Raw genomic sequence first — 26081 nt, 5'->3', positions numbered from 1 at the left:
ATAGGTTTATAAAGTTATAAAATCAAATATATAAAACAAATTTTCATTTACTATCTTCATCCTCAGATTCATGTTTACAGATTTATAGTTGTTTTATAAATAATTAAGACCTTTCCATATGAAAAAACTGCTTATTTTCCCTGTCCTTTTTTCACTCCTTGCACTAACAAACGCTGATGCACAGGATAAATCCGAGGAGTGGATTCCCCTGTTTAACGGAAAAGATCTTACCGGCTGGGACATAAAGATTACCGGGCATCCTGTAAATTATAACTACAATGAGACTTTCAGGGTTGAGGATGGAATGATAAGGATTATGTATGACAAGTATACCGAATTCAATAATTCTTTCGGACATATGTACTATAAGAATCCGTATTCATATTATAAACTTCGGTATGATTACCGATTCACCGGAGAACAGTTAAAAGGCGGAGCTACCTGGAATGTACGTAACAGCGGCATTATGCTGCATTCCCAATCGGCTGCGAGCAATAATCCAAACCAGACTTTCCCAGTGTCGATTGAGCTGCAGCTTCTGGGCGGACTGGGTAAAGGACCAAGGACTACAGCTAATGTTTGTACTCCGGGAACTGCAGTTGAACTGAAGGGAAAAACCGATTATACACATTGCATCAATTCGACTTCTAAAACATATGATGGCGACCAGTGGGTACATGGGGAGGCTATTGTTATGGGCGATGAATCAATGACATTCCTTATAAACGGAGACACTGTACTTACTTTTCAAAAACCACAGATAGGCGGCGGTTTCATTACCAAAGCCCGCGAAGCAACAGAATGGGACAGTAACGGAATTACCGATAAACAGATCTGGATCTCAAAAGAGGGTTCAACTCTAACTGAAGGTTATATTGCACTACAGGCAGAAAGCCATCCGGTTGATTTTAAGAATATTGAATTGCTTAATCTGGTTGGCTGTATGGATAAAAAAGCTAAAAACTACAAGCCTTACTTTATAAAGGCTGATAATTCAACCTGTATCTACAAAAAATAACACTCTGTGGTTCTCTGTGCATAAATGCCCCCTGTCCCGCTAAGGCGGGACATCCCCCTAAAGGGGGAACAATTTCGTAATATATTGTAATTCTGATATGTGTATTGACATTAGCCCCCCTTTAGGGGGGTTGGGGGGCAAAAAAGGGGAGAAAAACTTAATTATATGAAATATTCTTTACTCCAGTAATATTCTTAGCTGTGACTTTCGTGCTGAATAATGAAGTAAGTTCCTGTTGAGTAAGCTTCTGAGCCGGATTGAATTTATCAGATGTCATGTATTTTACGATGCTGTGATACAGTTGCCGGCCTTCAGGTTTATCCTGAATCTTTTTGAGATCCGACATACAAACTAGCAGTTTCCCCTTACCAACAGCAAATTCGAAGATCAGACCCAGTTTATGATTCCTTTCAACATTATCAACCACCTGTACCAGAGGACGATAATTTTTTGGAGTATTATCGAGAATGAACGGGCGACTGTTTTTCACTATCGGCCACCATTGCCAGTTAGTATAAAATTCAGTTGGAAAGTCGCTTAATAATGGATGCAGAGGATCTGTTAAGATAGACATTGTCCCGGGAGAAACCGGCTTCTTATTCGATTCCGAGATCCCTTTAAACATCCTCCAGTTCCAGTAATCCGGAATATACAAACCGCCAACAGTAAGGTCGGTAACATCATCAAAATCAGGAAACAACAATACTGTCTCGCCTGCAACCAGACTGGCGAGTGTTGCCTTATCAAGCTTCTCGGAAACGAGTATACTTTCAGGAATTTTCCTGTCGAGATCTGCAGGATAAACCCATACAGGATAGCTGTTTTTATAATTTGTTCCTTCAAGTGATACATTAAGTGTAAGTTTCTCCGCTTTTTCAACTTTTGAAAGGTCAGAATTCAGAGTTATAACATCAGTCAGTCCTCCCTTTTCAAAGTCAGCTTCTGCAAGTCCCTCATCAACTTTTTCTCCGGAGGCCTTCAGGAGTTCCCATCTAACTTTCTGATTTTTCAAAGTTGCTTCCGAATAGTTGGCAACCCTTATCTTCCCATTGTACTTTTCGTTGTTTGTCCAGCAATACTTATCCATTATAACAAGAGGTACAACCTTGTTACAAAACTGGCTGAACTGCTCGGCGGTAATTATCCCTTTACTATCCATGAACGCATCAAGAAGCCCTATCAGGGCAGTCCCCTGTCCGGGAAAATCCTGAAGATCGAGCAGGTGGAAACCCCCGAAGCCCGGTGTCCTCAGAGCCATCTCAATATCCGCTTTGTAGCATATAGCACTTGAGGCTCCTGAAGCCCTGAAAAAAGACATAGCCTGATCTGTAAGGTTATTTTCTTTCAGACGCTCTCTGAAAACTTCAAAGTTCCAGGGTTTCATTACACCGGTGTATTTATTAATCTCATCATAATTCGGATAAATCTGGTACTGGCCGACTTCTGTTCCCAGAACAGGAATAGTACATTTTGATATTGCACCGGAATAATCAAGACTGGTTGAAGGATATCTTCCATTCAGATAGCCTCCGTCGTAAGCATCTGCAAATGAAAATGATGCACGTGTATGTGTACTGTAAGTTGTATCTGTGTCAGCTCCGACACGGCAGCCGGCGAAAAAATCCTCACCATCAACCTGTCCTCTGAAACCAAGATAATTATTTGTACCGAAAGACATCAAAGGACGGTTATCAACCGACCTGTAGTGCGCCACAAAATCCCTCATCACATCAATGTCACCGTTAAGTTCGTTTCCAAGTGCAAACATCACAAATGAGGCGTGGTTACCATATTCTTCAAGGATATTCTCACCCTCTTTAAGAAGAAATTCGTTAAGATCAGTATTTCTGGTCTTGCTGAATGAGCCCCAGAATGGTAATTCGGGCTGCATATAGATCCCCTCGATATCTGCAGCCTGAAATGCTGCAAGAGGGGGTGTCCAGGAGTGGAACCTGTAGAAATTGATGTTGTATGACTTAGCGATCCTGAAGACTTTTATCCAGCTGTCTACATCCATCGGGGGATGACCTGTGAGAGGAAAGACGCAGCCATCGTGTTTTCCGCGGAGGAATGTTTTGGTACCATTAATTGCAAACTGGGTACCCACCGTTGAAAACTTACGCATTCCAAAATCAGCAGTATCGCTGTCAAGCACATTTTCAGACTTCAGAGATACTGACAGTTTATATAGTACCGGATTAAACTCACTCCATAACTGGAACTTATTCCCCATTTTATAAGTCAATTCAACAGAATTTTCTCCCTCTTTAAGGGTAACCGGGAATGATCTGGAACGGACAGTGTGTTTTTTACGGGTATTCCAGGCTTCCGCATTAAGCACCAATTTCATACCGTCAGCTGTTCCGTCCGGGTTATTAATCTTCAGCCTGACAAGAATATTCCTGTTCTCAACGTCGGGATAAATCTTAATATTCTCAATATGAGCCGGATTTTTAGCTTCGAGGCAGAATCTGCCTATTATACCATTCCAGTTGCTCTGTGTATGTTCAGTCCATGCATGCGATCCCGTAATTCCCCGCGGAACGGCATTATTGCTGTTGTTTACCAGAACTGTAATTATATGATTCCCGGGAGTAAGGAGTTTTGTAAGGTCATAATTATGAGGAGTGAGAAGGTTCTGACAGGAACCGGCTTTTACTGTGTCAATCCATACTGTGGAGGGTTTGGTTCTCTCCATTATCAGGCTGATATATTGACCATTCCAGTTATCAGGAATTGTAACTTCCTTCTGGTACCAGGCCATTCCTGCATACATCAGCTCACGCGAAAGTCTCATAGTTTCCTGCCTGTTTTTATTCGGGATCCCTTTGGCGTTTTCGTCGAGGGTTCCCGGAAGAGTTACCAGGTCGGACAGGGTCTGTGTATACCATTTTTCTGAGATCCCTGCTCCGGCAGAGTCGAGGGCAAACTTCCAGTCTCCTTCAAGGGAAATTGTTTCCCTGGTTGTTACAAACGGTTCTTCCTTGCAAGCAAAAAGAGCTGTTAATATAATAACAATGAAAAGTATGGACTTCCTCATTATAATAATTGATTAAGAATATTATTCGTACAAATTATTTATGTCGGTTTTTGACAGATCGAGTATCAGAGTGCCTATTTTGTTGATCACCTCATTGTAACACTTCTCCCCTTTTTCAGGAGTTGCACTGAAAGGATTGCCGATACCTGTATCAGATGTAACCTGGGTCCATCTGCGTTCAGCCCATGCCCAATTCTCATTCAATGCTTTAATTCTGAATTTCTTACCCTTCCCTTCTCCGGCTTCACTAAGTGGGAGCACAAGTTCAGGAACAAGATATTGCATCATGCTTGTCTCCATCTCATCGGCATGACCGCCGCTATTCTCAAAAAAATCGGCGGTTTTAAATGACTGGAACCAGTTGCAGCCACAGATAAACATTTTGGGATATCTCAATCCAAGTTCCCTTATCATCTGCTTAAAATCATTTCCTCCATGACCGTTCAGGATCAGAAATTTATAAACACCATGACGATTCAGGACATCTGTAATGTCATTAAGTATAGCCATCTGTGTTGACGGGTTCAGGTTGATATTGATCCTGATATCCATCTGTCCTGTATTAACACCAAATGGAATAGCTGGTAATACAACGGGTCTGGCGCCCTTCTCCCATGCAATCCGGGCTGATTCAGCTGCGATTTTCTCAACCATTATGTTGTCAGTAGCGAAAGGCAGGTGGTAATTATGGGCTTCAGTAGCTCCCCATGGAAGGATAGCAAGGTCAATCTTCTGATCTTTAACCGTTTTCCAGGTTGATTCAGCCAATATATATGGTCTCATTTTTTACAAGTGTTGATTCAATTGTAAAAATGGGAAAAAAATCCTTTAACAACAAAGGGAAATCCATTAACCACTAAGGTCACAAAGGTCTCGATAGCTATCGGGATACACAAAGGTCACAAAGAACATTAATGTATTGGGTTACTTTGTGTTCTTTGAGGAGGGTGTATTGTATTTAAACGCATTACTCCCCTTCCCTTACTGCTTAAGGGAAGGGAATGGGGGAAGGGTTAAGAAAACTGAAATTTATTTTTTGGGCTTGGTCAGCTCTTTAATCTCCTTGTCTTTTGCAGCAAGATCTTTTTCGAGGCCCGCTATCTTTTCATTTAATTTAACAGCCTCCCCTTTCAGTTTTGACACATCATCTTTCAAGTCTGCCACTTCCTTTTGCAATGCCGCTTTGTCTGCTTCCAGTCCTTTGATGATTGGAGTATATTTTGATTTGGCAAACAGCCATGCTGTAAAATATCCTATTATAGCTGCAACAAGAAGCAATCCAACGATTGTCATAACTGCTCCTGTTACAGATTGTGCGAGTTGTATAAATAGTTGTGTCATTTTATTTCATTTTAATTGATATTACTGTATTTCTGTTTTTTGCCCTTCCCTCGGGAGTGATATAATCATCTGCAGATTCTGTCTCTCCTTTTGATAAGGTAGTTATTCTGTCTGTTAACACACCCTGTTCTTCAAGGTATTTGACAACAGCCTGAGCTCTCTGGAAAGCAAGATCCTGATTATATTCAGAAGTGCCTACAATATCTGCATGTCCGGTTACAGATAAGAGGGAGCCCGGATACTTTCCGAGCCATTCTTTGAACTCAGAAATTCTGCTTTCGATTTGCGGATCTGTTTTGAATTTCGTCTTGTCAAATTCAAAATAGATCATGATTGGTTTGGGCATTGATGCAATGATCTTTGCCAGGGAATCAGCCACCGGATCGGGTGGCACAGGAATAGTTTGTACTGCAACAGGCTTGTTAATCACGGGCAACAGAACATCATTATACAGCCATGCTGAAAAGAAGGCCCAGATCACAAACAGGACAGTTCCGGTAATCAGGATTCTCATTTTCTAACTTGTTTGGTTAATAATCAGGTTATTGTCACTACAAGTTAGTAAATATTCCGGAAACTGGGTACAAGTAGTTCAAAAAAATGAAATCCATTAACCACAAAGGGCACAAAGGAAATCGCAAAGGTCACAAAGAGCTGTAATACATGTATTTATCCTTGTAGTTTCTGATTATGCTCTGCATGTTTTGAGGTAGATATGCCCTTTTATTACTTATTCAGAATACCACTCTGAATAACCCTTACAACATTTTCCATTGCATCGAGGTTCACAATAATCCAGGAAAGGTAGTCATCTGCAAACATCATCTCTGCCCAGGTGCTCTCTTCCTCAACTTCATTCAGATAAAACAGATTGCCTGCCTGTTCAGACAAATCCTTGCATCCCGGGATCTTATTAATTTCACTTATGTAATTCCTGACTGATTTTTCAAGCTTTGTACCCGGAGATGGCTCCCCCGGGAGGAGAAGAGTTTGTAATGCAATGTTCCGTGAATCCATGAATATGTCAACTCCTGTACCTGTCTGCAGTCCCTCCCTTGTAATTCCAGTTCTGGAGTATAGCAACTGTCTGCACTCTTCAATGTTTTTTATCACCTCATCAGCCGAGATATCAACAGATGATTTGCCTTCGCTGGCCCGGCTCTTTTCAATGTTGTAGTTTAATGAGTACAGGCTTTTTGAAAACTCGAGACTGTTATTGATCTTCTCCCTTGTTACATTAAGTGAAAGAAGAGCTGAGAAAACTGCCTGCAGGGCAAGAAGGAAGAGTACGAAAACAGTGTTATTTATATCGAAGTTTTTAATTCCGGATGTTACATAGAGCCAGACAGGCAGGAATACTACAAAAGGAAAGGGAATAGCAATAAAAAGAATATACCCTGCATATGGCCAGTGCATTATTTTAAAAAGCATTGATGTGAATACTATTAATAAAGTTGCATATGTTACTATATACAAAAGTCTGTTTTGAGGTGTCCCGTGTGCTTCAAAGTGATTAATTAGTGCAGACGGAAGAAACAGAAACGCCAGAAGAAATGTACCAATCGTAATCAGAATGCCTGCAGCTGGCCAGTGGTTTACTTTGAACATTGCTCCTGCTACAAGAATCATTGCTGAGATGAGTCCGAGAATATATATTTTTTGTTTCATAACAAATTGATTTAATTATTCTTACTATTTTACTGAGATCTCTTTAAGAGCCGCGGCTTCGGTGAGAAGTATCCCGCTTTCCAGAATGGATAACCGGTTAAGATCGGGCGCTAAAGCCAGATTCCTGAATTCAGCGACTCCTTCAGGCAGGAAGGAAGAGACATTCAATAGAGTAGATTGTTTTTTGGTCCAATCGTTACCTAGCAGATCTGTGAGTATTTTCTCATAACCTGAAACTTCATTTTCAAGTATTGTCCTCGCCGGGCAGCCTGGCAGGAGCATGAATGATGATGGTGATGGATGAAACGGCTTTTTAAGATCACCATAATTAACAGTTGTGTTAATTTTCGGTCCTTTCAGAGAAAGCAGAGCCTGGTCAGGTGTACCTGCAGATACTTCTGAAACGGTTACCATATTATGCTGAATAAGGTTTATGGTCCCCAACAGGTTCTCTGCTGCAGTATGAACTGCCTGCATCTTTTGAAAATCCACTGAGTCTTCGTATAACGACAGGATCTTTAAATTACCCGCTTTCTGCAGATTGATCAGAGCTTCCTGTTTTTCCAGACGTAAATAAAATCCTCCTTCATAGTTACGCTCAAGATTAAGGTTTACCAGGGCGCCGGGAAGGATGAACAGCAGAGGCGCAACAACCATGAAAATAAATCTTGCATTAACATGCTTCTCTTCTTTCCACTGTATCCATGTAAATATAGGCAGGACAATGCAAATAAGTGCAAATGAGCCGGTTACTATAAACAATCCTGCCATTGGCCAGTGCATTAAACGGAACCAGAAACCTGCGCCATAGAGCACCAGAGAGAAAGCACCCGCCAAATACAATGGCCTTTTATGCTTTTTCTCTTTATCGGCAAACAACTGGCTGAGAAGAGACGGTATGAATATAAAAATCCCTGTCACTAAACCCAGTGTAACCATTATAGCTGCCCCGGGCCAATGCTGTATTTTTAAAAGCATACCAATAATGAAAGCTACTCCTGCGATAAATGCAGCAATAAACAGGATCAGTTTCTTCTGGTTTTTTGTTTCTTTCCATAGAACTGTCAGAGCTGATGGAAGAAATAAGAAAGACAGAATTATTGCCCCGAGAGTCAGAAACATTCCTGCCAAAGGCCAGTGAGAAATCTTAAAGATTACTGCAATACCTAACATAACAGTTCCGGCAACACCGGAGATTTTCATAAGTTTTTTCATATATCTGTATTTAGAATCAACAACATATAATGTATCCTCCTGAATCCTTTTTAGTCCCCTGAATCCTATTTTTGACTTTACCATATTATATGCCTCATCGAAGCTCATCCCCTGCTGCATGTGATATTCGACATCGCAACAGATATGATCTACCAGGTCGTGAAAGAGATGGGAAAACCCAATCTCCTGCATCTTTACATCGCTGGTAATCTGATCAATATGATAAAGATTAAGTTCAGCCATTTTTCAGTTTGGGTTGTGGTTCGACTATCTTTCTTAAAGTCTCCAGAAACTCACTCATCTCTTCAATTTTCTCAGCCACAACCGATTTCCCTGAGGGTGTCAGCTTATAGTAGATGCGGATCCGGTTATTGAAATTTTCCGATTCTGTTACCAGAACCCCCTCGTCTTCAAGTTTATGAAGTACGGGATAAAGTGCTCCGTAGGTAAGAATTATCTTTCCGCCGGTGATCTCTTCAACCTTGCGGGTTATTTCGTAACCGTACATGCGCCCGTTCTCTTCAAGTACTTTAAGTACTATTGTCTTTAAAGATCCTTTTAATAATTCTGTTGATATCATGATTCTTATATATTTAATTGTCTTATATATTGCAAATATAAAACATTCTTAAATTAAAATGCAATTTTTTTTGAAATATTTTTCTGGAAGGGGGGCGAATAATATCGAAAAGATCTTGCTCAGCCCCGGAGATCCCTCGCATGCCACCTTCGCTGAAGCTTCGGTGGCTTAAACGCTCGGGATTGAACGATAGTGAGGGATCTTATGGAATGAGCAGGATCCTAATAGTCTCTCTGTAGGTCTATTTTGCAGATTTGGACTCATCAACATAGAGTCCCTCTCTTGATAATAAATGATCGAGATTTGCCAGTCCGTATACAACAACAGCAGTAACAACCGATGTATGGTTCTGGTATTCAGGAATACTTTTATTATATGTATCACGCTCAGTGTGCCAGATCTCCTGATAGTTGAAGTCATATCCCTTTGAATCAGGAGCTCCGAAACTCAAGGTCGGTACTCCGTTCATAGCAAAATATGCATGGTCAGATCCTCCCGCACTTGTCGGCTTTGGTCCGGCCGGAGTGGTTCTCTTAGTTAAGGTAAAAGGGAAGTCAGGATTAATTGTGTTCAGCGGCTCGCAGATCTTTTCGAAATCCTCATACATTGCTTCAGGAACAGTAAGGCTGCTGGCAACTGTCGGACCCCCGTCGCGGTTGAAATAGTTTGAGATCTTACCGAGTTTCATTTTGTTATCCTCGACCCAGTTTTTTGAGCCCCAGAGTCCAAACTCTTCACCAGCCCAGAGGCAAACCAGGATTGTTCTTTTTGGCTTTCCTCCGGCAGCCATAATGAGCCGGGCAGCTTCCATTGCAGGTGTAATTCCGGAACCATCGTCAACGCCCCCGGTAGCAACATCAAAAGCATCGAGGTGACCACCCATCATTACATATTCATCGGGATATTTTGTCCCTCTGATTATACCAATTATGTTATGATATTTCACCGGACCCATCTTGAAATGGTTACGGATGTCAAACTCAAGCAGAAAATATCTTCTCTCCTTAACCATCTGTTCTATAATCGCATACTGGTGTTCATCAAGTTTTATATCGGGTGTTGAGGGAAGTGTTTCGAATGTCATCTTCTCAACATTTTTCCTGTCGTATAAAGCACGTATTGGAACTGTTGAAGACTGAATGATTCCAAGAATCCCTGCCTCGCGCATCTGCTTATAAAACAATGCCGGTTCATCTTTTACCGGAAGCATCGGCTTCTGTTCCTTGTCAGGATTCCTTCTGTTTTCAGCAGCTATTTCACGGTTTGTCTTTGCAATCTCTTCATTTTCAGCTATTATTTTAGCTCTAAGGGAATCGCCTTTTACAGAATAGTCAACAGGCCATCCGTTATTTGTCCCCGAAATAAGAACCCATGCTCCCTTCAGTACTCCTTTCATGCGGTCAAATTCGGCTTGTGTTTTTGGTTCAATCAAAACATGACCTCTCTGAACTCCTTTAGTGCCTGATGTATAAGAGGGTGTTGCGAAATGAAGGTCCATACCGTTCTCACTGAGCATCCTGCCAAACCATGGGCCGCGGTTAAAACCAACAGGTAATGTGCCTGCCTCATCCATCTCAACTTCCATTCCCCACTTCTTAAACTGGGAAGCACACCACAATCCTGCATTTTCATAAGCATCCGACCCGATAAGCCTCCCTCCAAAACGGTTCGAAATAACATCGAGATGATTCATGGTCTGATTATCGGTCTGACCAAGTTGTATAATTGACTTAATTACTTTGTCCTGTGCAAATAAGGAAATACCTGAAATAACCAGAATAGCAAAAGTGAGAAGGAGTGATTTTTTCATATGATTTAAAAATGGATTAGGATTATGTACTCTGTTCCAAAAAGTTTTTTTTCATTTTTTGAACTTACGGAGTGGAATTAACTATTATAATGGCAAGCTAATAATTTTCAAATAAAAACAAAGTTGAATAAATGTGTTCTTAAACCTGTTTTATTTCCGGTGGTATTATCTTGTACATCACCGGAGTTACAAGTCTTGCCAGAAGAGTAGAAGTGATCAGTCCGCCTATAATAACATATGCCAGGGGAGAATAAAGATTGGAATTACTAAGTGCAATTGGCATCAATCCTCCTATCGCAGTAAGTGTTGTGAGCAACACCGGAAGAAATCTTATTTCACCTGCCTTTATAATTGCTTCATCGAGCGAGGTGCCCTGCTGCCGGAGCTGATTGGTAAAATCGACAAGCAAAATCGAATTCTTTATCTCGATACCAATCAGTGCTACAAAACCGATCGCAGCAGCAAAGGAAAGGGTATAGCCGGTAGCCCAGAGCATTAATAATCCGCCTATAATGCCGAGAGGTATAACAGAAAGTACAATGAGTGTACTTTTAAATGTCTTAAACTCTAATATAAGAATTGCGAAAATCCCGAAAACGGCAACAAGTATCGCCGTTCCGATCCCTTCAAAACTACTCTTCCTGCTCTCAAGTTCACCGGCCGGAATAACTGAAAATCCATCGGGAAGTTCAAGTTCTTCAACTTTTGCAAGTATTTCCTTTGTAACCTTATCGGTATTGTAACCCGATCTGACAGAAGCCGATACAGTAATAGAACGTTCACTGTTGTAATGCTGAATGAGAGTTGGTGAATTCTCAAACTCCGTAGAGGCAAGCTGTGATAACGGGATCTGTTCTCCTGAGAGTGATGCAATATATATATCATCAAAGGCTTCAGGGGTATTAGCTTCATCCTTTGGCAGTCTGACATTTATAGAATACTCTTCACCACTTTCATCCCTGAATTTTCCGGCAGTGATTCCTGACAGGCCTAACCTGATTGTCCTGTCAATTTCTGCTGTAGGAATACCAAACATCCCCGCCTTTTCGGTGTTAATGTTTACCTTCAGGTCAGTAAGTGACTGGCTTAGAGGATTTTTAACGTAAACCGAGGCCTCATTATCTCTTATAACATCTTCAATTTTTGCTGACCAACGTTTAATGGAATCAAGATTATTTCCTACAAGTCTAAGCTCTATCGGTGCACCAATCGGTTTTCCGTTCTCAAACTCATTCACATAAATCCTGGCATTAACATAATTGCTTAATGTATCCCGCAGCTCATCAACAATTTTCTCAATTCCCTTCAGATACTCAGGCTTCAGTTCACAAAGCACCTCACCAATAGTAGCCTGTTCACTTTTCTGGAAAGAGTTGTAGTATATCATAGGGTTCCCCTTCCCGATATTCGACATATAGAATTTTATATCAGGCCTCGATGCGAGAACTGATTCAACATATCTTACAGCTTTATCAGTCTCACGAATATTACTTCCGCGGGGTGTCTCAACAGATATCAGGAACTGAGGTATGCCGGCTTTGGGAAAAAGACTGAATCCGATCACGTTGATGAGAAGGAGAGATGAAAAGAAAAGTATTGCGGCTATTGAGACTGTCATTACCGGCCTTTTCAGCGACCATTGCAGTGCCCGGCCGTATGTGAAATCAATTCCTTTATTCATGCCTCTCAGAACTGCATTGCCCCTTGGATCAACTTCTTTTTTAAAGACAAGGCTTGTTATAAACGGAATAATAGTCAATGCAACAAGCAGTGAACCAATAACAATGAAAGTAACAGCTGTAGGTAAAACCCTCATATACATACCTGCCATCCCAGGCAGAAACATAAGAGGAAGAAATGCGAGTATAAGCGTCGCTGTACATCCAATAACAGCTGGTCCTATCTGACTTGTGGCTTTAATAGCTGCCTGAAAAGGAGGAGTGCCTCCCCTGACCCATCGCGAGATATTCTCAACAACTACTATTGAATCATCAACAAGAAGTCCAAGGGCAATTACAGCACCCACTATGCTTAACTGATTGATGCTGAATCCTACAAGATATAACCCGGTTAGTCCGAAAAGAAGGGAGAGTGGTATTGAAATCATGACTGTTCCCGATGCCCTTAAACCCAGGGGCAATAGAGTAATAAGTACCAGAAGAAAGGCAAAAAGAAAGTCCTTTCCCAGCCTGCCCAGCTTATTCTTAACATTCTGCGACTGATCGAATCCTCGTTCGAGTCGTATGCCTGAGGGTAATTTCTTTTCAAATGAATCGTAGATCTCATAAATGCTGTTCCGTACCATATGAATATTCTGGTTCTTCTTGAGGTTTGCCAGGATGAAAACCGCAGGTGTGCCATTATAACGACCTGTATATCTTGTATCTGCATCTTTCCAGCTCACCTCAGCCACATCTTTAAGATAGATAACCTGCCCCATTGCTGCTCCAACGATAGTCCTTCGAATCTCTTCAATCGACTTATAATTGCCGCTTGTAACAACATTGAATTTTTTCGGTCCGGCCTCTATGCTGCCACCCGGAATATTCATGTTTTCACTTTGTATTGCCCCTATAACCTGACTAACTGTTAATTTAAGATGTGATAATCTCGGAAGATCGATTGCGACCCTCACCTCCTGATCGGGATAGGCCATAGCGTCGGCTTTCCTTACACCCGGAACAGCTGAGATTTTATCCCTGAGTTCTTCAGAGTATTTTCTGAGCTCAGACCACGATGCTGATTCTGATACCAGGGCGCTCTGAATTATATTGGTATTTCCTGCCTGGATTTTTAATGTCTCCAGACTATAAAGATCTGTTGGAAGCGAAGATCTTATTGAATTGATCTGTCTGAGAATCTCATCATACTTCTTGTCAGGATCAGTATCAGATGTGAACTCAATAACAATAATTGCAACTCCATCCTTAATCTCCGACTTTATTGACAGGATATCCTCAAGTTCATTGAGGCTCTCTTCAATTTTATCAACAACAAGCTGCTCAATATCTGACGGAGATGCTCCCGGATATATTGCAATTACCGGGAAAATCGAGATTGGAAACTCCGGATCCTCAGCCTGGGGTATCTTTAGAAATGAGTAAACTCCCAAAGCAATCAGAAGAAGAAATACAACTATTGTAAACTGATAATTCTTTACTGCTAATTCTGTAATTTTCATCATTCCAGATTTTTAAAAGGGTGCACGACGAACGACACTCGACACACGGAAGAATTAACCGGTGTTCTTCCCTGTGCCCTGCGTCGTGAGCCGTGCGTCGATTTATGTTCGTGTGTCAATCTATAACTTTTACTTTTACTCCGTCTTTCAGATAGGCTGCCCCTTCAGATACAACCTCTGTTACACCTTCAGGAATACCCTTTACAGCAGCCTGTGAACCAGAAAGAGTTTCAATTTCAATTTTGATTTTAGTTACTGACATTGAGTCTGTTACGTAGTAAATATTACCATATTTTCCATCTGCCTCAACAACTGATCCTATTGGAATTAAGGTATAAGATTTGCCCGAAAAAGGATAAATATCAACAGCTGCAACAAATCCCGAAGCAAGTCTGTAGCCGGTAGAATTAAGCAGCAATTCGGTTTTATAAGTTCCGGTGTAAGGATTAGAGATTTCACCTGCCTGATCAACAACTGCAGGGAATTTCACACCCGGCCATGCATCAAATGAAACAGATGCTGAATCGCCGGGATTCACCTTAACTATATCCTTATCGGAGATGCCCGATTCCACTTTCCATTGTTTACCAGAACTGCCAAAAACAAATACCGGGTATCCGGCTGCTATCAGTTCATTCTGCTTTGCTAATTTCCTGAGAATAATTCCGTTATCAGGTGCAAAAATTTTTGAGTGGGCAAGATTGAATTTCACTATCTCATAGGCAGATTGTGCAACATTAAGTGCTGTAAGAGCGTTTTGTTTCTGCTCCAGGGTAACTACAGTATCGCGGTACAGATTTTCAGCTCTTTTATAGTCTCTCAAAGCCTTTTCGTAACCATTTTTTACCTGTTCAGCTGTTGCACTTATCTCAGAGAGGTTGAGTGAAGCTAGCAGATCACCATTTTTGACATGTTCTCCTTCCTTTACATAGATCCCGGCAATAATTCCTCCCGTTTTAAAAGAGAGTTTAAGCTCATCACTCGAAACAAGTGTCCCTGTTGAATGAACAGGAATAGTGATATGCCCTGTTGTTACCGGGGCAACCCTGACAAGAACAGCCTCATCAGGAGGAACTTTAGTCTCGCGGGTTTTACAGCCTGCAGAGACAGCTATCAATATTGTAAAAAGTAAAATCCTGGTTCTCATTTTTGGAGAGTATTATTCTGGTTTATTAATTACAGTTACTTTTTCAAATTCGGCAAACGAAGAGAGGTATCTGAACTTTGATATTATAAGGTTCTCCTCTGCCTGAGTAAATGTGGTACGGGCATCTATGAATTCTATCAGGCTTGAATTGCCTTCTTCATATTTTCTTTTAACAAGGCGGAAACCTTCTCGTGCATTTTTCAGCTGCTGCTCTGCGGCCAGGATCCCTTTTTCAGCAGTGAGCAATTCATTCATTGTATTAATAACCTGCAATTCTATCTGCCGTGATACTTCTTCAAGTTTCGTGGAAATCATTTCCTTTTCATAGACAGACTGACTGATTTTGGCTTTGTTCTGAAAACCGGAGAAGAGGTTCCATGTCAGAATCGCTGAGGCCTGCAGATAATCATTGTCCATGTTAAACCTGTATTTCGTCCCCTGAAATCCGTAATCAACAGCGATAAACATATCGGGAAGCTTCCCTGATACATTCATTTGGTACTGGAGATCAGAAATGTTGCTGTAGCTTTTAAGCTTACTGAGCTCCTCCCTGTTAGCCGCTGCAGATTCTGCATAATCAACAGTAAAATCTGCAAGGGAAGGGTATTTATCAGGCTGAAGAATTATTATGCTGTCAGTAAGAGGTTTATTAAGAAGAAAGTTGAAGTATGCAAAAGATATTTTTTTGTTATTATCAGCATTCTGCAACTCCTGATCAAACTTACTTAACTCAGTCTCTGAGCGATAGAGATAATCAGGAGTTACTTTATCATTTTCAATAAGCCTCTTATTCACTCTAACATTTTCAGTCAGGAGCTTTCTTGTTTCAGTGAGCATATCAAATACCCCCTGTGCCATAGAAGCATTATAATATGCTTTTTTTATCTCGGCAATCAGTTCCCTTTTATACTGATTCACATCCTGTTCTTCGAATAGCGTAAGTTCCTTTTTGATTTTTGAATTGTAATAGATATCCGGATTAATCACAGGCTGGATCAGCCGAAGTTTTGTTTCATGCTCATATGGTCGGAGAAACTGTATCTGCTGATTTTCGACCAGAGGAAACATAGTTGAGGCTGTAAGTGTATTCAGAGTTGAATAGACAGGGTTAAGAAGATCGCCGATAGGGAAGTCTATAACCCGGCCACCTTCTGATACTGAGTACCTGGCATTGAATGATATATTGGGATAGAACAGGCCCTTTGCTTCCTTCAGTGCTTCAATGCTTTTCTGATAACCAGCCTGTTTCTGTTGCAGGGCAAGGTTATTCTCAATTCCATACTTTATATACTCATTCAGTACCTCCTGACCGCTCATTAAAGAAGATACCATAAGTAATAACAAAATGAATTTCAATTTCATGGCAAAAATGGTTTGTTTAAAGTGCTTTTACCCTCTCCTCCATATTACTGCTTATAGCAATAAATAACCTGCGTACAAGATCTCTGTCTTCCGCACTGGCCTGCTCATAAAGAGATCCTGCGAAGGTGAATATCTCCTTCTGAAATGACTCCTGAGCTTTATAGACAATCATTCCTTTTTCAGAGAGCTTTAGGTTGATCTCCTTCCTGTTTGTCAGATTTGATTTAATAATGAGGTTCTTACTTACCAGTTTTCTTATTGTCTGGGATATTGCACCTCTGGTCACTCCCATAATATCCGCGAGTTTGGTCATATTAATTTCATGATTATTGCCGACCATTGTAATCGTGTGTAATTCTGCTATATACAACAAATCACCAGTCCCGTAATTTTTCGGTTTTCTTCCTATTACAGAATAAAGGTGGAGGATTTTGAGAAAGAGGTCTATTAATGTCTGAAGTTCACTTTTCATAGATTTTTGTTTAGATACTAAACAAAAGTATAAATAGTTTAGATGCTAAACAAATAAAAATGATGAAAATCTCATAATCAGGGATGAGAGGGATTTCTCGTATAGAAGCTGATCGACCCGTCGAGGGTTGTTTATGATATGGATTTGAATGATAACTAAAAGAAAAGCAGGTCTATCTCTACCCGAACATATTCTTCCTGAATTTATTAAGCAATACTTCTTCTGATTCATCCTTCCTGATTCCATCAAAAAGAATGTCAAGCAGATTGTCAATTGCTTTATCGCTGAATCCTGCTTCAATAGCAAACCTTTTCAGGATCTTCTTCTCCCCTTCGGTAACGACATCATCTGCAAGGATCATCTCAGCAACACTATAGAGATGTTCAAATTTTTCATCAAGGCTGTACGGGGCATGATAATGATGATGACCTTCATTCTCAATCAGTTTATCAATCTCAGGATCGGTAAGTCCGAATCTTTTCCCTTCCTTATGCAGGATAGCAAGTTCCTCCGGGTCAATTTTACCGTCACTTTTTGAAACCTGAATAAGGTGAATATAATGCTCCTTATTTACCCTTTTACCATGATGAGTTATAAAGTCTGAAAAATTCATATTTTTATATGTATTTAATATTCTGTTATTTAATTAACACCTGAACCTTCTGTTTCACAGTCTTAATTCAAGAACAAGTTACAAAATAAATTGTTTTTCTGAAAGGCAAAAAATCATTTCCTGTCCTCAGGGAATAAAACTTAAACAAAACTTGTCATATAATTAAACAGATAATTTCATTTAAAACAAAAAGTAAAATGAAGCAATCAAAAAACTCCGTTCTTATTCTGGTTTTAATGACTCTATTATTGATACCCGGATACCTTTCTTCCCAATCTTTAAAGGAGAATCCTGCCCTTGATGCTAAAGTAAAAAAGTTTCTTGCTGATCATGCCGGACAATGGCACGATTTGAATATTCCAACATCAGATGGCCAGTTACTTTATGATTTAATTACAAAAGGTAACTACAAAAGTGCTCTTGAAATTGGCACCTCAACAGGTCACTCAGGTATATATATTGCCTGGGCTCTCGCTAAAACAGGCGGCAAACTAATTACTATTGAGCTCGATGAGGGCAGACATAAAACCGCACTTGAAAACTTTAAACAGGCTGGATTATCTGAGTATATTGATGCCCGTAATGGAGATGCTCATACAATTGTTAAAGAACTAAAGGGACCATTTGATTTTGTATTCAGTGATGCCGATAAAGACTGGTACAAAAACTACTTTATTGATCTCGATCCCAAGCTAAAGACCGGAGGTTGTTTTACCTCACACAATGTATATGACAGAAGTGCCGGAGGACGCGGGGGCAGAGGTGGCGATCAGGGTCAGGGCAGCTATCTTGAATATGTAAAGAGCCTGAAAAACTACGAAACTACTGTTAATTCAACAGGTGGGGGTTTGGCAATAAGCTATAAGAGAGCTGACAAATAAATCCTGATCATGGCGGAAGAAAATCTCCAGAGGAAGCTGGGTCTCTTCCCTGCTACCAATATTGTTGTTGCCAACATGATTGGCGCAGGGATCTTTACTACATCAGGCTTACTTATGGCGGGATTGAATGATCCCATTCTCATGCTTGCACTCTGGGTGGTGGGAGGCATAATCTCACTGTGCGGAGCTCTTTCATACGGAGAACTTGGAGCTGCAATGCCAGGTGCCGGAGGGGAATACCTGTTTCTCTCGAGACTTTATAACCCCTTATTTGGATTCTTAAGCGGTTGGGTTTCATTTATAGTTGGTTTTTCAGCGCCAATTGCTGCTTCGGCCATGGGATTCAGCGAATATTTCTGTCGCGCATTCCCTGCCATTCCCGGATGGCTTCAGGTTAACGGGATAATGGAACCGGGATATACTAAAACCGCTATTTCAGTTGCCGTAATCCTGATCTTCACCATGATTCATTACAGGGGAATGAAAACCGGTGCTTTAGTGCAGAACATACTTACTTTGCTTAAAATTACTCTTATTGTATTCCTCTTACTTGCCGGGTTCCTCTCCGGGAAAGGAGATTTTACTAACTTCAATTCTGTACCTGGTGCATCTTCCGGCATAGCAGGATGGAAAACAATTGGTCTTTCCCTGATGTGGATAATGTTTGCCTACAGCGGCTGGAATGCTTCAACATACCTTGGTGCAGAAATCAAAAATCCTTTAAAAACACTCCCGAGGTCACTTATGCTTGGCACAGGTATCGTAATTTTTCTTTATCTGGCGCTCAACATTCTTTATATATATGGTATAAAACCCGAAGAGATGAAAGGTGTAATCTCAGTTGGCGGACTGGCTATGGGCAACCTTTTTGGTCCGGCTGCTGATACACTCTTTTCACTTTTAATTGCTTTTGCCCTCTTCTCCTCACTAAGTGCATTTATCATTATCGGACCAAGGGTTTATTATTCAATGGCTAAAGACGGATTATTTTTCAAATCAGTTGCAAAGATTCATCCAAAGTTCCAGGTGCCATCAAATTCAATTGTCCTTCAGGCACTTATTGCAGTGATACTGACTCTGTCGGGTACTTTTGAACAGGTTCTGACATATATGGGATTTGCACTTGGAATATTTCCGATACTGACAGTATCAGGAGTATTTCTTCAAAGAAAGAATAATCCTGCCGCTATTAAATTGCCAGGCTTCCCGTTTGTTCAGATAATCTACGTCTCGACAGGAGTATTAATACTTTTTCTCTCATACCTGGAACGTCCGGTTGAATCGTCAATAGCCTCTGTAACAGTTATTGCCGGAATACCCGCTTATTACCTGTTTAAAAAATATTCAGGGGGAACTAAGATATCCGTGTAATTCCTGTCAAATCTCTGATTACCACTGATGCACAAGCAATTCCGAATGAAGCCGGCATGTATGAGATTGTCCCGACAACGGAGGCTTTATTTAACTCTCCGGGAGTCGGTACGACTTTTTTCTTATCAATAGGTTCTGTAGAATATACAGCAGTGAAGCCATCACGAATACCAAGCCTGTGCAGCCTTTTTCTAAGTATGCGGGCAAGTGAACAATCTGTGGTTTCGGAAATATCTGAAATGGCTATCCGGGTAGGATCGTATTTGCCCCCTGCACCCATTGAACTAACGAGAGGCATTTTTTTATTCAGGGTGTGAAGTATCAGGAATATTTTTGGTGAAAGAGTGTCAATTGCATCAACCACATAATCAAATCCCATATCAAGGACTTCAATCATACGGTCATCTTTAAGATACTCCTGAATTATTGTAAGATTAACTTCAGGATTTATGTCTTTCAGCCTCTGACCCATCACGTCGGCTTTTGGCAATCCCTCTGTACTTTTCAGAGCAGGCAATTGCCTGTTCCTGTTAGTGGGATGAACGGCATCACCATCAACAATTGTCATCGATCCTACTCCGGCCCTGCATATCATCTCAGCAGCATATGCCCCCACTCCTCCCAGTCCAACTACAAGGACATTCGACTCTTTTAGCTTTTTAAGTCCGTCACTTCCCAAAATTATTTCAGTACGCGTTAGCCAGTCTGTCATTTAATTATTATTTAAAAAATTTCACCACAGAGACACAGAGAGCACGAAGGAACACAGAGCGCAATCTCCGTGCCTTCTCCGTGAAATCCGTGTCTCCGTGGTTATTGTTTCAGGGCAAAAAATTTAACATAATTTTCAAAAATCAACAATTTCAATTCTTCTACATTCATATTAAGATCAGTTGATACCTTATTATATATATCCCTTATATCGACATCGGCTCCGTCAGTTTCCAGGAACAACCTGTCCCGCGGTATAAACCTCAGAAGTTCAGCTGATTCGGGGATCAATGCGAAACTATACCATATGGAAAGATATATTCCTCTTGTAAGAAGCTGAGCAGCCACCTCTTTTTTCCCATGAAAACCATGAATAAGCCATGGCATTGAGGGTTTATATTTTTTATGGGAAGCAAGTAATTCATCCCATGCCTTAACACAATGAATTATCAGTGGCTTATTGAATTCCTCTGCTATTTCCACCTGCTCCTCAAATGTACTGATCTGAAGTTTCATCTCCGGACCCTTAATCTTATCAAACCCGGCTTCGCCAATAGCTGAAAGCAATGGATTTCCTGCAACCGTTCTGACTGAACTGATCAGAAGACTATGATTATTTTCATTCAGAAACCACGGATGAATGCCAAATGACCAGGCAACTCCTTTATCAGAAGGGAAGACACCTTCATGTGCCATCAGGTTTTCAACGGTGAATATCCCAAAGGCAGGAGTATCTCCATGGGTATGGATATTTATATAGTCTCCCGGAACAGGAAAGTTCATCTTATTATTTCCTTATAACAGAAACTCCCTTATCAATGCGCTTTATTGTCTCCTCTCTCCCTATCCAGCTGATGATATCAAACATATGAGGTCCTCTCGAAGCACCAACAATAACGAGTCTTAAAGAATTCATTATTGCACCGGTGTTGTATCCTTTCCCTTCAATCCAGGCCTTTATTGCCGGTTCAAGATATCCGGCTGAGAAGTCTTCAGCTTTCTCGAGCTCGGCTTTTAGTTCCATCAGTTGAGCCGCGGAGTTCTCATTCCATCTTTTTTTAATGACCTCCTGATCATATGCCTCAGGAGCCTTAAAGAAGAAATCGGTCTGGTCCCAGATATCCTTTACAAAATCAACTCTCTCCTTTACCATTCCGACGAGCACTTCCAGATCAACAATATCGTACTGATAACCCTGAGCCCTCAGGAATTCCCTGAATTCCAATGCAAGCTGATTGTTTGATCTTGCCTGAAGATACTGGTGATTAAACCATTTTGCTTTTTCAGGATCAAATTTTGAACCCGACTTTCCGACTCTTTCAATTGAAAAAGAATCAATAAGTTCATCCATTGAAAATATCTCCTGCTCTGTTCCCGGATTCCATCCCAGCAGGGCAATCATATTTACAAACGCATCGGGATAATACCCGGCCTCGCGATATCCTTTTGCAGTTTCGCCGTATGGCCAGAAAAGAGGGAATACCGGGAATCCCATCTTATCTCCGTCACGCTTGCTTAACTTCCCTTTACCATCGGGCTTAAGCAATAAAGGAAGGTGTGCAAACAGAGGAGGATTCCAGCCAAAAGAACGATATAGCATAATATGAAGAGGAAGTGAAGGAAGCCACTCTTCTCCCCTTATTACATGGCTTATCTTCATCAGATGATCATCAACAAAGTGTGCCAGATGATAAGTAGGCATACCGTCAGATTTGAACAGGACCTTGTCGTCGAGAGTACTGGTATTCACAACAATATGTCCCCTGATAATATCTTCAAAATGAATCTCTTCATTAAGTGGCATCATATACCTTATAACAAATGGCTCACCTCTCTGAAGTTTTGCCTTCCATTCGCTTTCATTCAGCGACAGTGAATTCGAAAGCTCATTACGGTTTGATGCATTATAAATAAAAGTATTCCCAGCTTTTTCAGCCTCTTTTCTCATCGATTCCAGTTCCTCGGCAGTATCGAAGGCATAATATGCATCACCCTTATTAATAAGTGAATCAGCATATTCCCTGTATATTGCTTTTCTGTCGCTCTGACGATACGGGCCAAAAGGACCACCTTCTTTTATTCCTTCATCAACAATAATACCGCACCATCTGAGTGACTCCATTATGTATTCTTCGGCTCCCTCAACAAAACGGGTCTGATCAGTATCCTCAATTCTCAGAATAAAGGTTCCTCCGTTCTTCTTTGCAAAAAGGTAATTATAAAGAGCTGTCCTAACACCGCCGATATGCAAAGGGCCTGTGGGACTTGGAGCAAATCGTACTCTTACTGGTTCCATATAATGGTTGAATCGGTTAAAATTTAAATGCAAAGATAGACAAACCCGATTACATATGATAGTATTACATAAATCAGGTTTTGTACAACAGAAATGTGTTAATTTAGCGGAGTAAAAGAAAAACACACCCAATGAAAAAAATGAAAGCTCTGGTCAAAGCCAGACCTGAAAAAGGATTATGGATGCAGGAGGTTCCGATACCGGAACCCGGACTCAACGATGTTATTATCAAAATAAAAAAATCTGCTATCTGCGGAACTGACCTGCATATTTATATGTGGGATGCCTGGTCGCAGAAAACTATAAAAACCCCTATGACTATTGGCCACGAGTATATGGGCTATATTGATAAAGTGGGAGCCGGGGTAAGAAACCTTAAGGTTGGAGACCGAGTTACCGGTGAGGGCCATCTGGCTTGCGGTCATTGCCGTAACTGCCGGCGCAGCAAAGAACATGTTTGCGAAAATACGGTAGGTATTGGTGTTCATCTCGATGGATCATTTGCCGAATATTTAAAACTGCCTGCATCAAATGTTATTCCACTCGATAGCAGAATTCCTGATGAATGGGCAGCCATAATGGACCCGTTCGGAAACGCAACCCATACAGCACTCTCTTTTCCACTGCTCGGAGAAGATGTTTTAATAACCGGATCAGGTTTGATCGGCAGTATGGCTGTTGCAATCGCAAAGTTCTCAGGGGCAAGGTTTATTGTCGCCAGCGACCTGAGCGATTACCGTTTGGATATAGCAAAGAAAATGGGTGCAACGCTAACAGTAAATCCATCCAAGGGGGAAAAAATATCTGACGCTGTTAAGAAGCTGGGAATGAGGGGATTTGACATAGGCCTTGAAATGTCTGGTTCTCCAAAAGCTTTCGTGGAGATGATCAATAATATGTATAACGGATCGAGTATCTCGCTTCTTGGGATTCTTCCCTCAAATTTTGAAGTTCCATGGAGCGACATTATCTTCAAAGCTATCACCCTTAAAGGAATATATGGCCGGGAAATGTGGGAAACATGGTATAAAATGGAGCAGATGATAATAGGAGGAATAGATCTTAATCCGGTTATCACACATCGTTTTTCGATCGACGATTTCCAGAAGGGTTTCGATGCAATGGAAAAAGGTGACTGCGGAAAAGTAATACTAAACTGGGATTAATTCCTTTGTGTCACTTTGTGATTTCCTTTGTGCCCTTTGTGGTAAAATAAAAAAATAACCACTAAGGACACTAAGGGTTACACAAAGGTTCACAAAGAATAAAAAATAAAACTATGTACAAGAGTTATAAGGAGCATCTGGATAAGACTCTTAATGAAATAAGAGAAGCTGGTTTATACAAGAACGAGCGGATAATTGTATCCCCTCAGGGAGCTGAAATTGAGCTTAATACAGGACAGAAAGTGCTTAATTTCTGTGCCAACAATTACCTTGGATTATCTAATGATGCCTCCCTTAGAGAGGCTGCAAAAAAAGCGCTGGATGATCATGGTTATGGTATGTCATCCGTCAGGTTTATATGCGGCACAACAGACCTCCATAAGGAGCTTGAGAAGAAGATAGCCGGATTCTTCAATACAGAGGATACTATTCTTTATGCTGCCTGTTTTGATGCAAACGGAGGTATGTTTGAACCTCTTCTCACCGAAGAAGATGCAATAATATCAGATGCGTTAAATCATGCATCTATTATCGATGGCGTCCGCCTTTGTAAAGCTGTCCGCTACAGGTATGAAAATGCTGATATGGCTGACCTTGAAAAACAGCTCCAACTTGCCCAGGCACAGCGATTCAGACTGATCGTTACAGATGGTGTTTTCTCAATGGATGGCAATGTTGCCCCGCTTGATAAAATAGTAGCACTGGCAGACAAATACAACGCTATGGTTATGGTTGATGAATCACATTCAGCAGGGGTTGTGGGCAGAACAGGAAGGGGTGTTACAGAACTTTATAATATAACGGGTAAAGTCGAAATTATAACCGGAACACTAGGAAAAGCCTTTGGAGGTGCAATCGGTGGATTCACTACAGGGAAAAAAGAGATAATTGATATTCTGCGTCAGAGATCACGCCCTTATCTCTTTTCAAATTCAATCCCCCCGATGGTTGCTGCAGCCGGAATAAGGATGGTTGACATGATGACCGAGACGAATGTATTGCAGGATAAGCTTCACTGGAACTCTGAATATTTTATTGCTGGCATGAAGAAGCTTGGATTCGATATCAAGCCAACCAAATCTGCAATATGTGCAGTTATGCTCTATGATGCAAAACTATCCCAGGATTTTGCCGCAAAGCTCCTGAATGAAGGAATTTATGTCATCGGTTTTTATTATCCTGTGGTTCCGAAAGGACAGGCACGAATAAGGGTGCAGCTTTCAGCCGGACATGAGAAAGAGCATCTTGACAAGGCTATGACAGCTTTTGAAAAAGTCGGGAAAGAACTTGGTGTAATAAATTAATCATGAATAAATTTCTCTTTCCTGTTTACCGGATTCTGGTTCCAAAACCGGTAAGAACAGCCATTCTTAAAAAGACTCTCAGGAAAGATATTCTGAGACACTTCTCATCTCTTCCAGGAAGCGAGGTAAATGAAGAACAGCGCGAAGTACTTAAGTTTCTTGAAAATAATGAACTAAGGATTTTCCCTTACCCATTTAATGATAGCTATTCTGCTGATTCAATAGATGTGTTTCATGATACTGAAAGAGGACTGAAGTATGTGATGCAGGAAGGGAAAAGACTCTATTTTAAAAGAAGATGGAACGAAGCCCGGATCAAAAGGGCATATTCTGATCTCTTGAGGGAGCAGGATCTGAACAGTCCTCACAGGTATCTCACCGACACATTTACAATAGGTAATGAGGATGTGCTGGCAGATATTGGTGCGGCAGAAGCCAATTTTTCTCTTGCTGTCATTGAAAAAGTAAAAAAGGTCTATCTCTTTGAATATGACCGGGAATGGGCCGAGGCATTAAATGCAACTTTTGCACCCTGGGCAGAAAAGGTTGTCATAATAAATAAATATGTCTCCGACAGGGACGACGAAAAGCATGTGAGATTTGACACATTTTATAATCAGCACAACGATATAACTTTTCTTAAGATAGATGTTGACGGAGCCGAATCAATTGTGCTGGACAGCTGTGATAAAATATTCAGGTCAGCGGCTCCTTTTAAAGTTGCACTATGCACTTATCATAAGAACAATGATGAAAAGGATTTCACTTCATTGCTTAAGAATCATGGTTTTACTGTAAACCCTTCAAGGGGATATATGATTCATTATTATGATAAAAAAATGAAAGCCCCCTATCTCAGAAGAGGTTTAATACGGGCTGTAAAACAGTAGGGACGTTGCATGCAA

The 26081-nt window shown here is 40.9% G+C and carries 22 protein-coding genes; 6 read left to right on the top strand and 16 right to left on the bottom strand.

The features are described 5' to 3' along the window. Window positions 1-118: 118 nt before the first annotated feature. A complete protein-coding gene (locus IPJ16_06585; GenBank protein MBK7626855.1) occupies window positions 119-1018 on the top strand; it encodes a DUF1080 domain-containing protein in 900 nt (299 codons plus the stop codon). A gap of 157 nt (window positions 1019-1175) precedes the next feature. Here the strand turns inward: IPJ16_06585 and IPJ16_06580 are convergent, their stop codons facing one another. The 13 genes from IPJ16_06580 to IPJ16_06520 all read right to left on the bottom strand — a co-directional run bounded on the left by IPJ16_06580 (window position 1176) and on the right by IPJ16_06520 (window position 17447). After that, the gene (locus tag IPJ16_06580; protein ID MBK7626854.1) at window positions 1176-4058 is read right to left on the bottom strand and encodes a beta-glycosidase; all 2883 of its coding nucleotides are present in this window, start codon (window positions 4056-4058) and stop codon (window positions 1176-1178) included. 21 nt (window positions 4059-4079) lie between these two features. After that, the gene (locus IPJ16_06575; protein ID MBK7626853.1) at window positions 4080-4841 is read right to left on the bottom strand and encodes a creatininase family protein; all 762 of its coding nucleotides are present in this window, start codon (window positions 4839-4841) and stop codon (window positions 4080-4082) included. A 246-nt stretch (window positions 4842-5087) separates the two neighbouring features. Further along, the gene (locus IPJ16_06570; GenBank protein MBK7626852.1) at window positions 5088-5399 is read right to left on the bottom strand and encodes a hypothetical protein; all 312 of its coding nucleotides are present in this window, start codon (window positions 5397-5399) and stop codon (window positions 5088-5090) included. A 1-nt stretch (window position 5400) separates the two neighbouring features. Beyond that, the gene (locus tag IPJ16_06565; GenBank protein ID MBK7626851.1) at window positions 5401-5913 is read right to left on the bottom strand and encodes an OmpA family protein; all 513 of its coding nucleotides are present in this window, start codon (window positions 5911-5913) and stop codon (window positions 5401-5403) included. 212 nt (window positions 5914-6125) lie between these two features. Further along, window positions 6126-7067 (bottom strand): hypothetical protein, encoded by a 942-nt coding sequence (locus IPJ16_06560; GenBank protein ID MBK7626850.1) that lies wholly within the window; start codon window positions 7065-7067, stop codon window positions 6126-6128. Between the two features lie 24 nt (window positions 7068-7091). Next, window positions 7092-8525, bottom strand: a complete 1434-nt coding sequence (locus tag IPJ16_06555) for a hypothetical protein (GenBank protein MBK7626849.1) — start codon at window positions 8523-8525, stop codon at window positions 7092-7094. Further along, on the bottom strand, window positions 8518-8862 hold the full coding sequence (locus IPJ16_06550; GenBank protein MBK7626848.1) for a helix-turn-helix transcriptional regulator: 345 nt from the start codon (window positions 8860-8862) through the stop codon (window positions 8518-8520). Before IPJ16_06550 ends, IPJ16_06555 begins: the two co-directional genes overlap by 8 nt. 241 nt (window positions 8863-9103) lie before the next feature. Next, the gene (locus IPJ16_06545; protein ID MBK7626847.1) at window positions 9104-10672 is read right to left on the bottom strand and encodes a M20/M25/M40 family metallo-hydrolase; all 1569 of its coding nucleotides are present in this window, start codon (window positions 10670-10672) and stop codon (window positions 9104-9106) included. 139 nt (window positions 10673-10811) lie between these two features. Next, on the bottom strand, window positions 10812-13853 hold the full coding sequence (locus tag IPJ16_06540) for an efflux RND transporter permease subunit (protein ID MBK7626846.1): 3042 nt from the start codon (window positions 13851-13853) through the stop codon (window positions 10812-10814). A 115-nt stretch (window positions 13854-13968) separates the two neighbouring features. Beyond that, a complete protein-coding gene (locus IPJ16_06535) occupies window positions 13969-15000 on the bottom strand; it encodes an efflux RND transporter periplasmic adaptor subunit (GenBank protein ID MBK7626845.1) in 1032 nt (343 codons plus the stop codon). 12 nt (window positions 15001-15012) lie between these two features. Further along, a complete protein-coding gene (locus IPJ16_06530; protein ID MBK7626844.1) occupies window positions 15013-16362 on the bottom strand; it encodes a TolC family protein in 1350 nt (449 codons plus the stop codon). Window positions 16363-16378: 16 nt separating this feature from the next. Continuing rightward, on the bottom strand, window positions 16379-16834 hold the full coding sequence (locus tag IPJ16_06525; protein ID MBK7626843.1) for a MarR family transcriptional regulator: 456 nt from the start codon (window positions 16832-16834) through the stop codon (window positions 16379-16381). 178 nt (window positions 16835-17012) lie between these two features. Next, the gene (locus IPJ16_06520) at window positions 17013-17447 is read right to left on the bottom strand and encodes a TerB family tellurite resistance protein (GenBank protein MBK7626842.1); all 435 of its coding nucleotides are present in this window, start codon (window positions 17445-17447) and stop codon (window positions 17013-17015) included. A 197-nt stretch (window positions 17448-17644) separates the two neighbouring features. Here IPJ16_06520 and IPJ16_06515 point away from each other — a divergent pair, with 197 nt between their 5' ends. Then, window positions 17645-18328 carry a class I SAM-dependent methyltransferase gene (locus tag IPJ16_06515; protein MBK7626841.1) on the top strand — a complete coding sequence of 228 codons (684 nt, stop codon included), beginning with the start codon at window positions 17645-17647 and terminating at the stop codon, window positions 18326-18328. Between the two features lie 9 nt (window positions 18329-18337). After that, window positions 18338-19699, top strand: a complete 1362-nt coding sequence (locus IPJ16_06510; GenBank protein ID MBK7626840.1) for an amino acid permease — start codon at window positions 18338-18340, stop codon at window positions 19697-19699. Here IPJ16_06510 and IPJ16_06505 read toward each other — a convergent pair. The 3 genes from IPJ16_06505 to IPJ16_06495 form a co-directional block, all read right to left on the bottom strand. Further along, window positions 19683-20411 carry a tRNA threonylcarbamoyladenosine dehydratase gene (locus tag IPJ16_06505; GenBank protein MBK7626839.1) on the bottom strand — a complete coding sequence of 243 codons (729 nt, stop codon included), beginning with the start codon at window positions 20409-20411 and terminating at the stop codon, window positions 19683-19685. The two genes, IPJ16_06510 and IPJ16_06505, sit on opposite strands and share 17 nt — an antisense overlap. A 101-nt stretch (window positions 20412-20512) precedes the next feature. Then, window positions 20513-21193, bottom strand: coding sequence for a TatD family hydrolase (locus IPJ16_06500; GenBank protein MBK7626838.1), 681 nt, complete (start codon window positions 21191-21193; stop codon window positions 20513-20515). A gap of 4 nt (window positions 21194-21197) precedes the next feature. Further along, entirely contained in the window at window positions 21198-22706 is a 1509-nt protein-coding gene (locus IPJ16_06495; GenBank protein ID MBK7626837.1) for a glutamate--tRNA ligase, read from the bottom strand. A gap of 140 nt (window positions 22707-22846) precedes the next feature. Here IPJ16_06495 and tdh point away from each other — a divergent pair, with 140 nt between their 5' ends. From tdh to IPJ16_06480, 3 genes are all read left to right on the top strand, one after another. Beyond that, window positions 22847-23872 carry an L-threonine 3-dehydrogenase gene (gene tdh, locus IPJ16_06490; GenBank protein MBK7626836.1) on the top strand — a complete coding sequence of 342 codons (1026 nt, stop codon included), beginning with the start codon at window positions 22847-22849 and terminating at the stop codon, window positions 23870-23872. 113 nt (window positions 23873-23985) lie between these two features. Then, window positions 23986-25176, top strand: a complete 1191-nt coding sequence (kbl, locus tag IPJ16_06485) for a glycine C-acetyltransferase (GenBank protein ID MBK7626835.1) — start codon at window positions 23986-23988, stop codon at window positions 25174-25176. Between the two features lie 2 nt (window positions 25177-25178). After that, window positions 25179-26066, top strand: a complete 888-nt coding sequence (locus IPJ16_06480; protein ID MBK7626834.1) for an FkbM family methyltransferase — start codon at window positions 25179-25181, stop codon at window positions 26064-26066. Window positions 26067-26081 lie beyond the last annotated feature (15 nt).

The organism is Bacteroidales bacterium (assembly GCA_016709865.1).
GTDB lineage: Bacteria > Bacteroidota > Bacteroidia > Bacteroidales > VadinHA17 > LD21.
The sequence above is the reverse complement of the archived record's forward strand: the minus strand, read 5'-3'. Positions and strand labels throughout refer to the sequence as shown.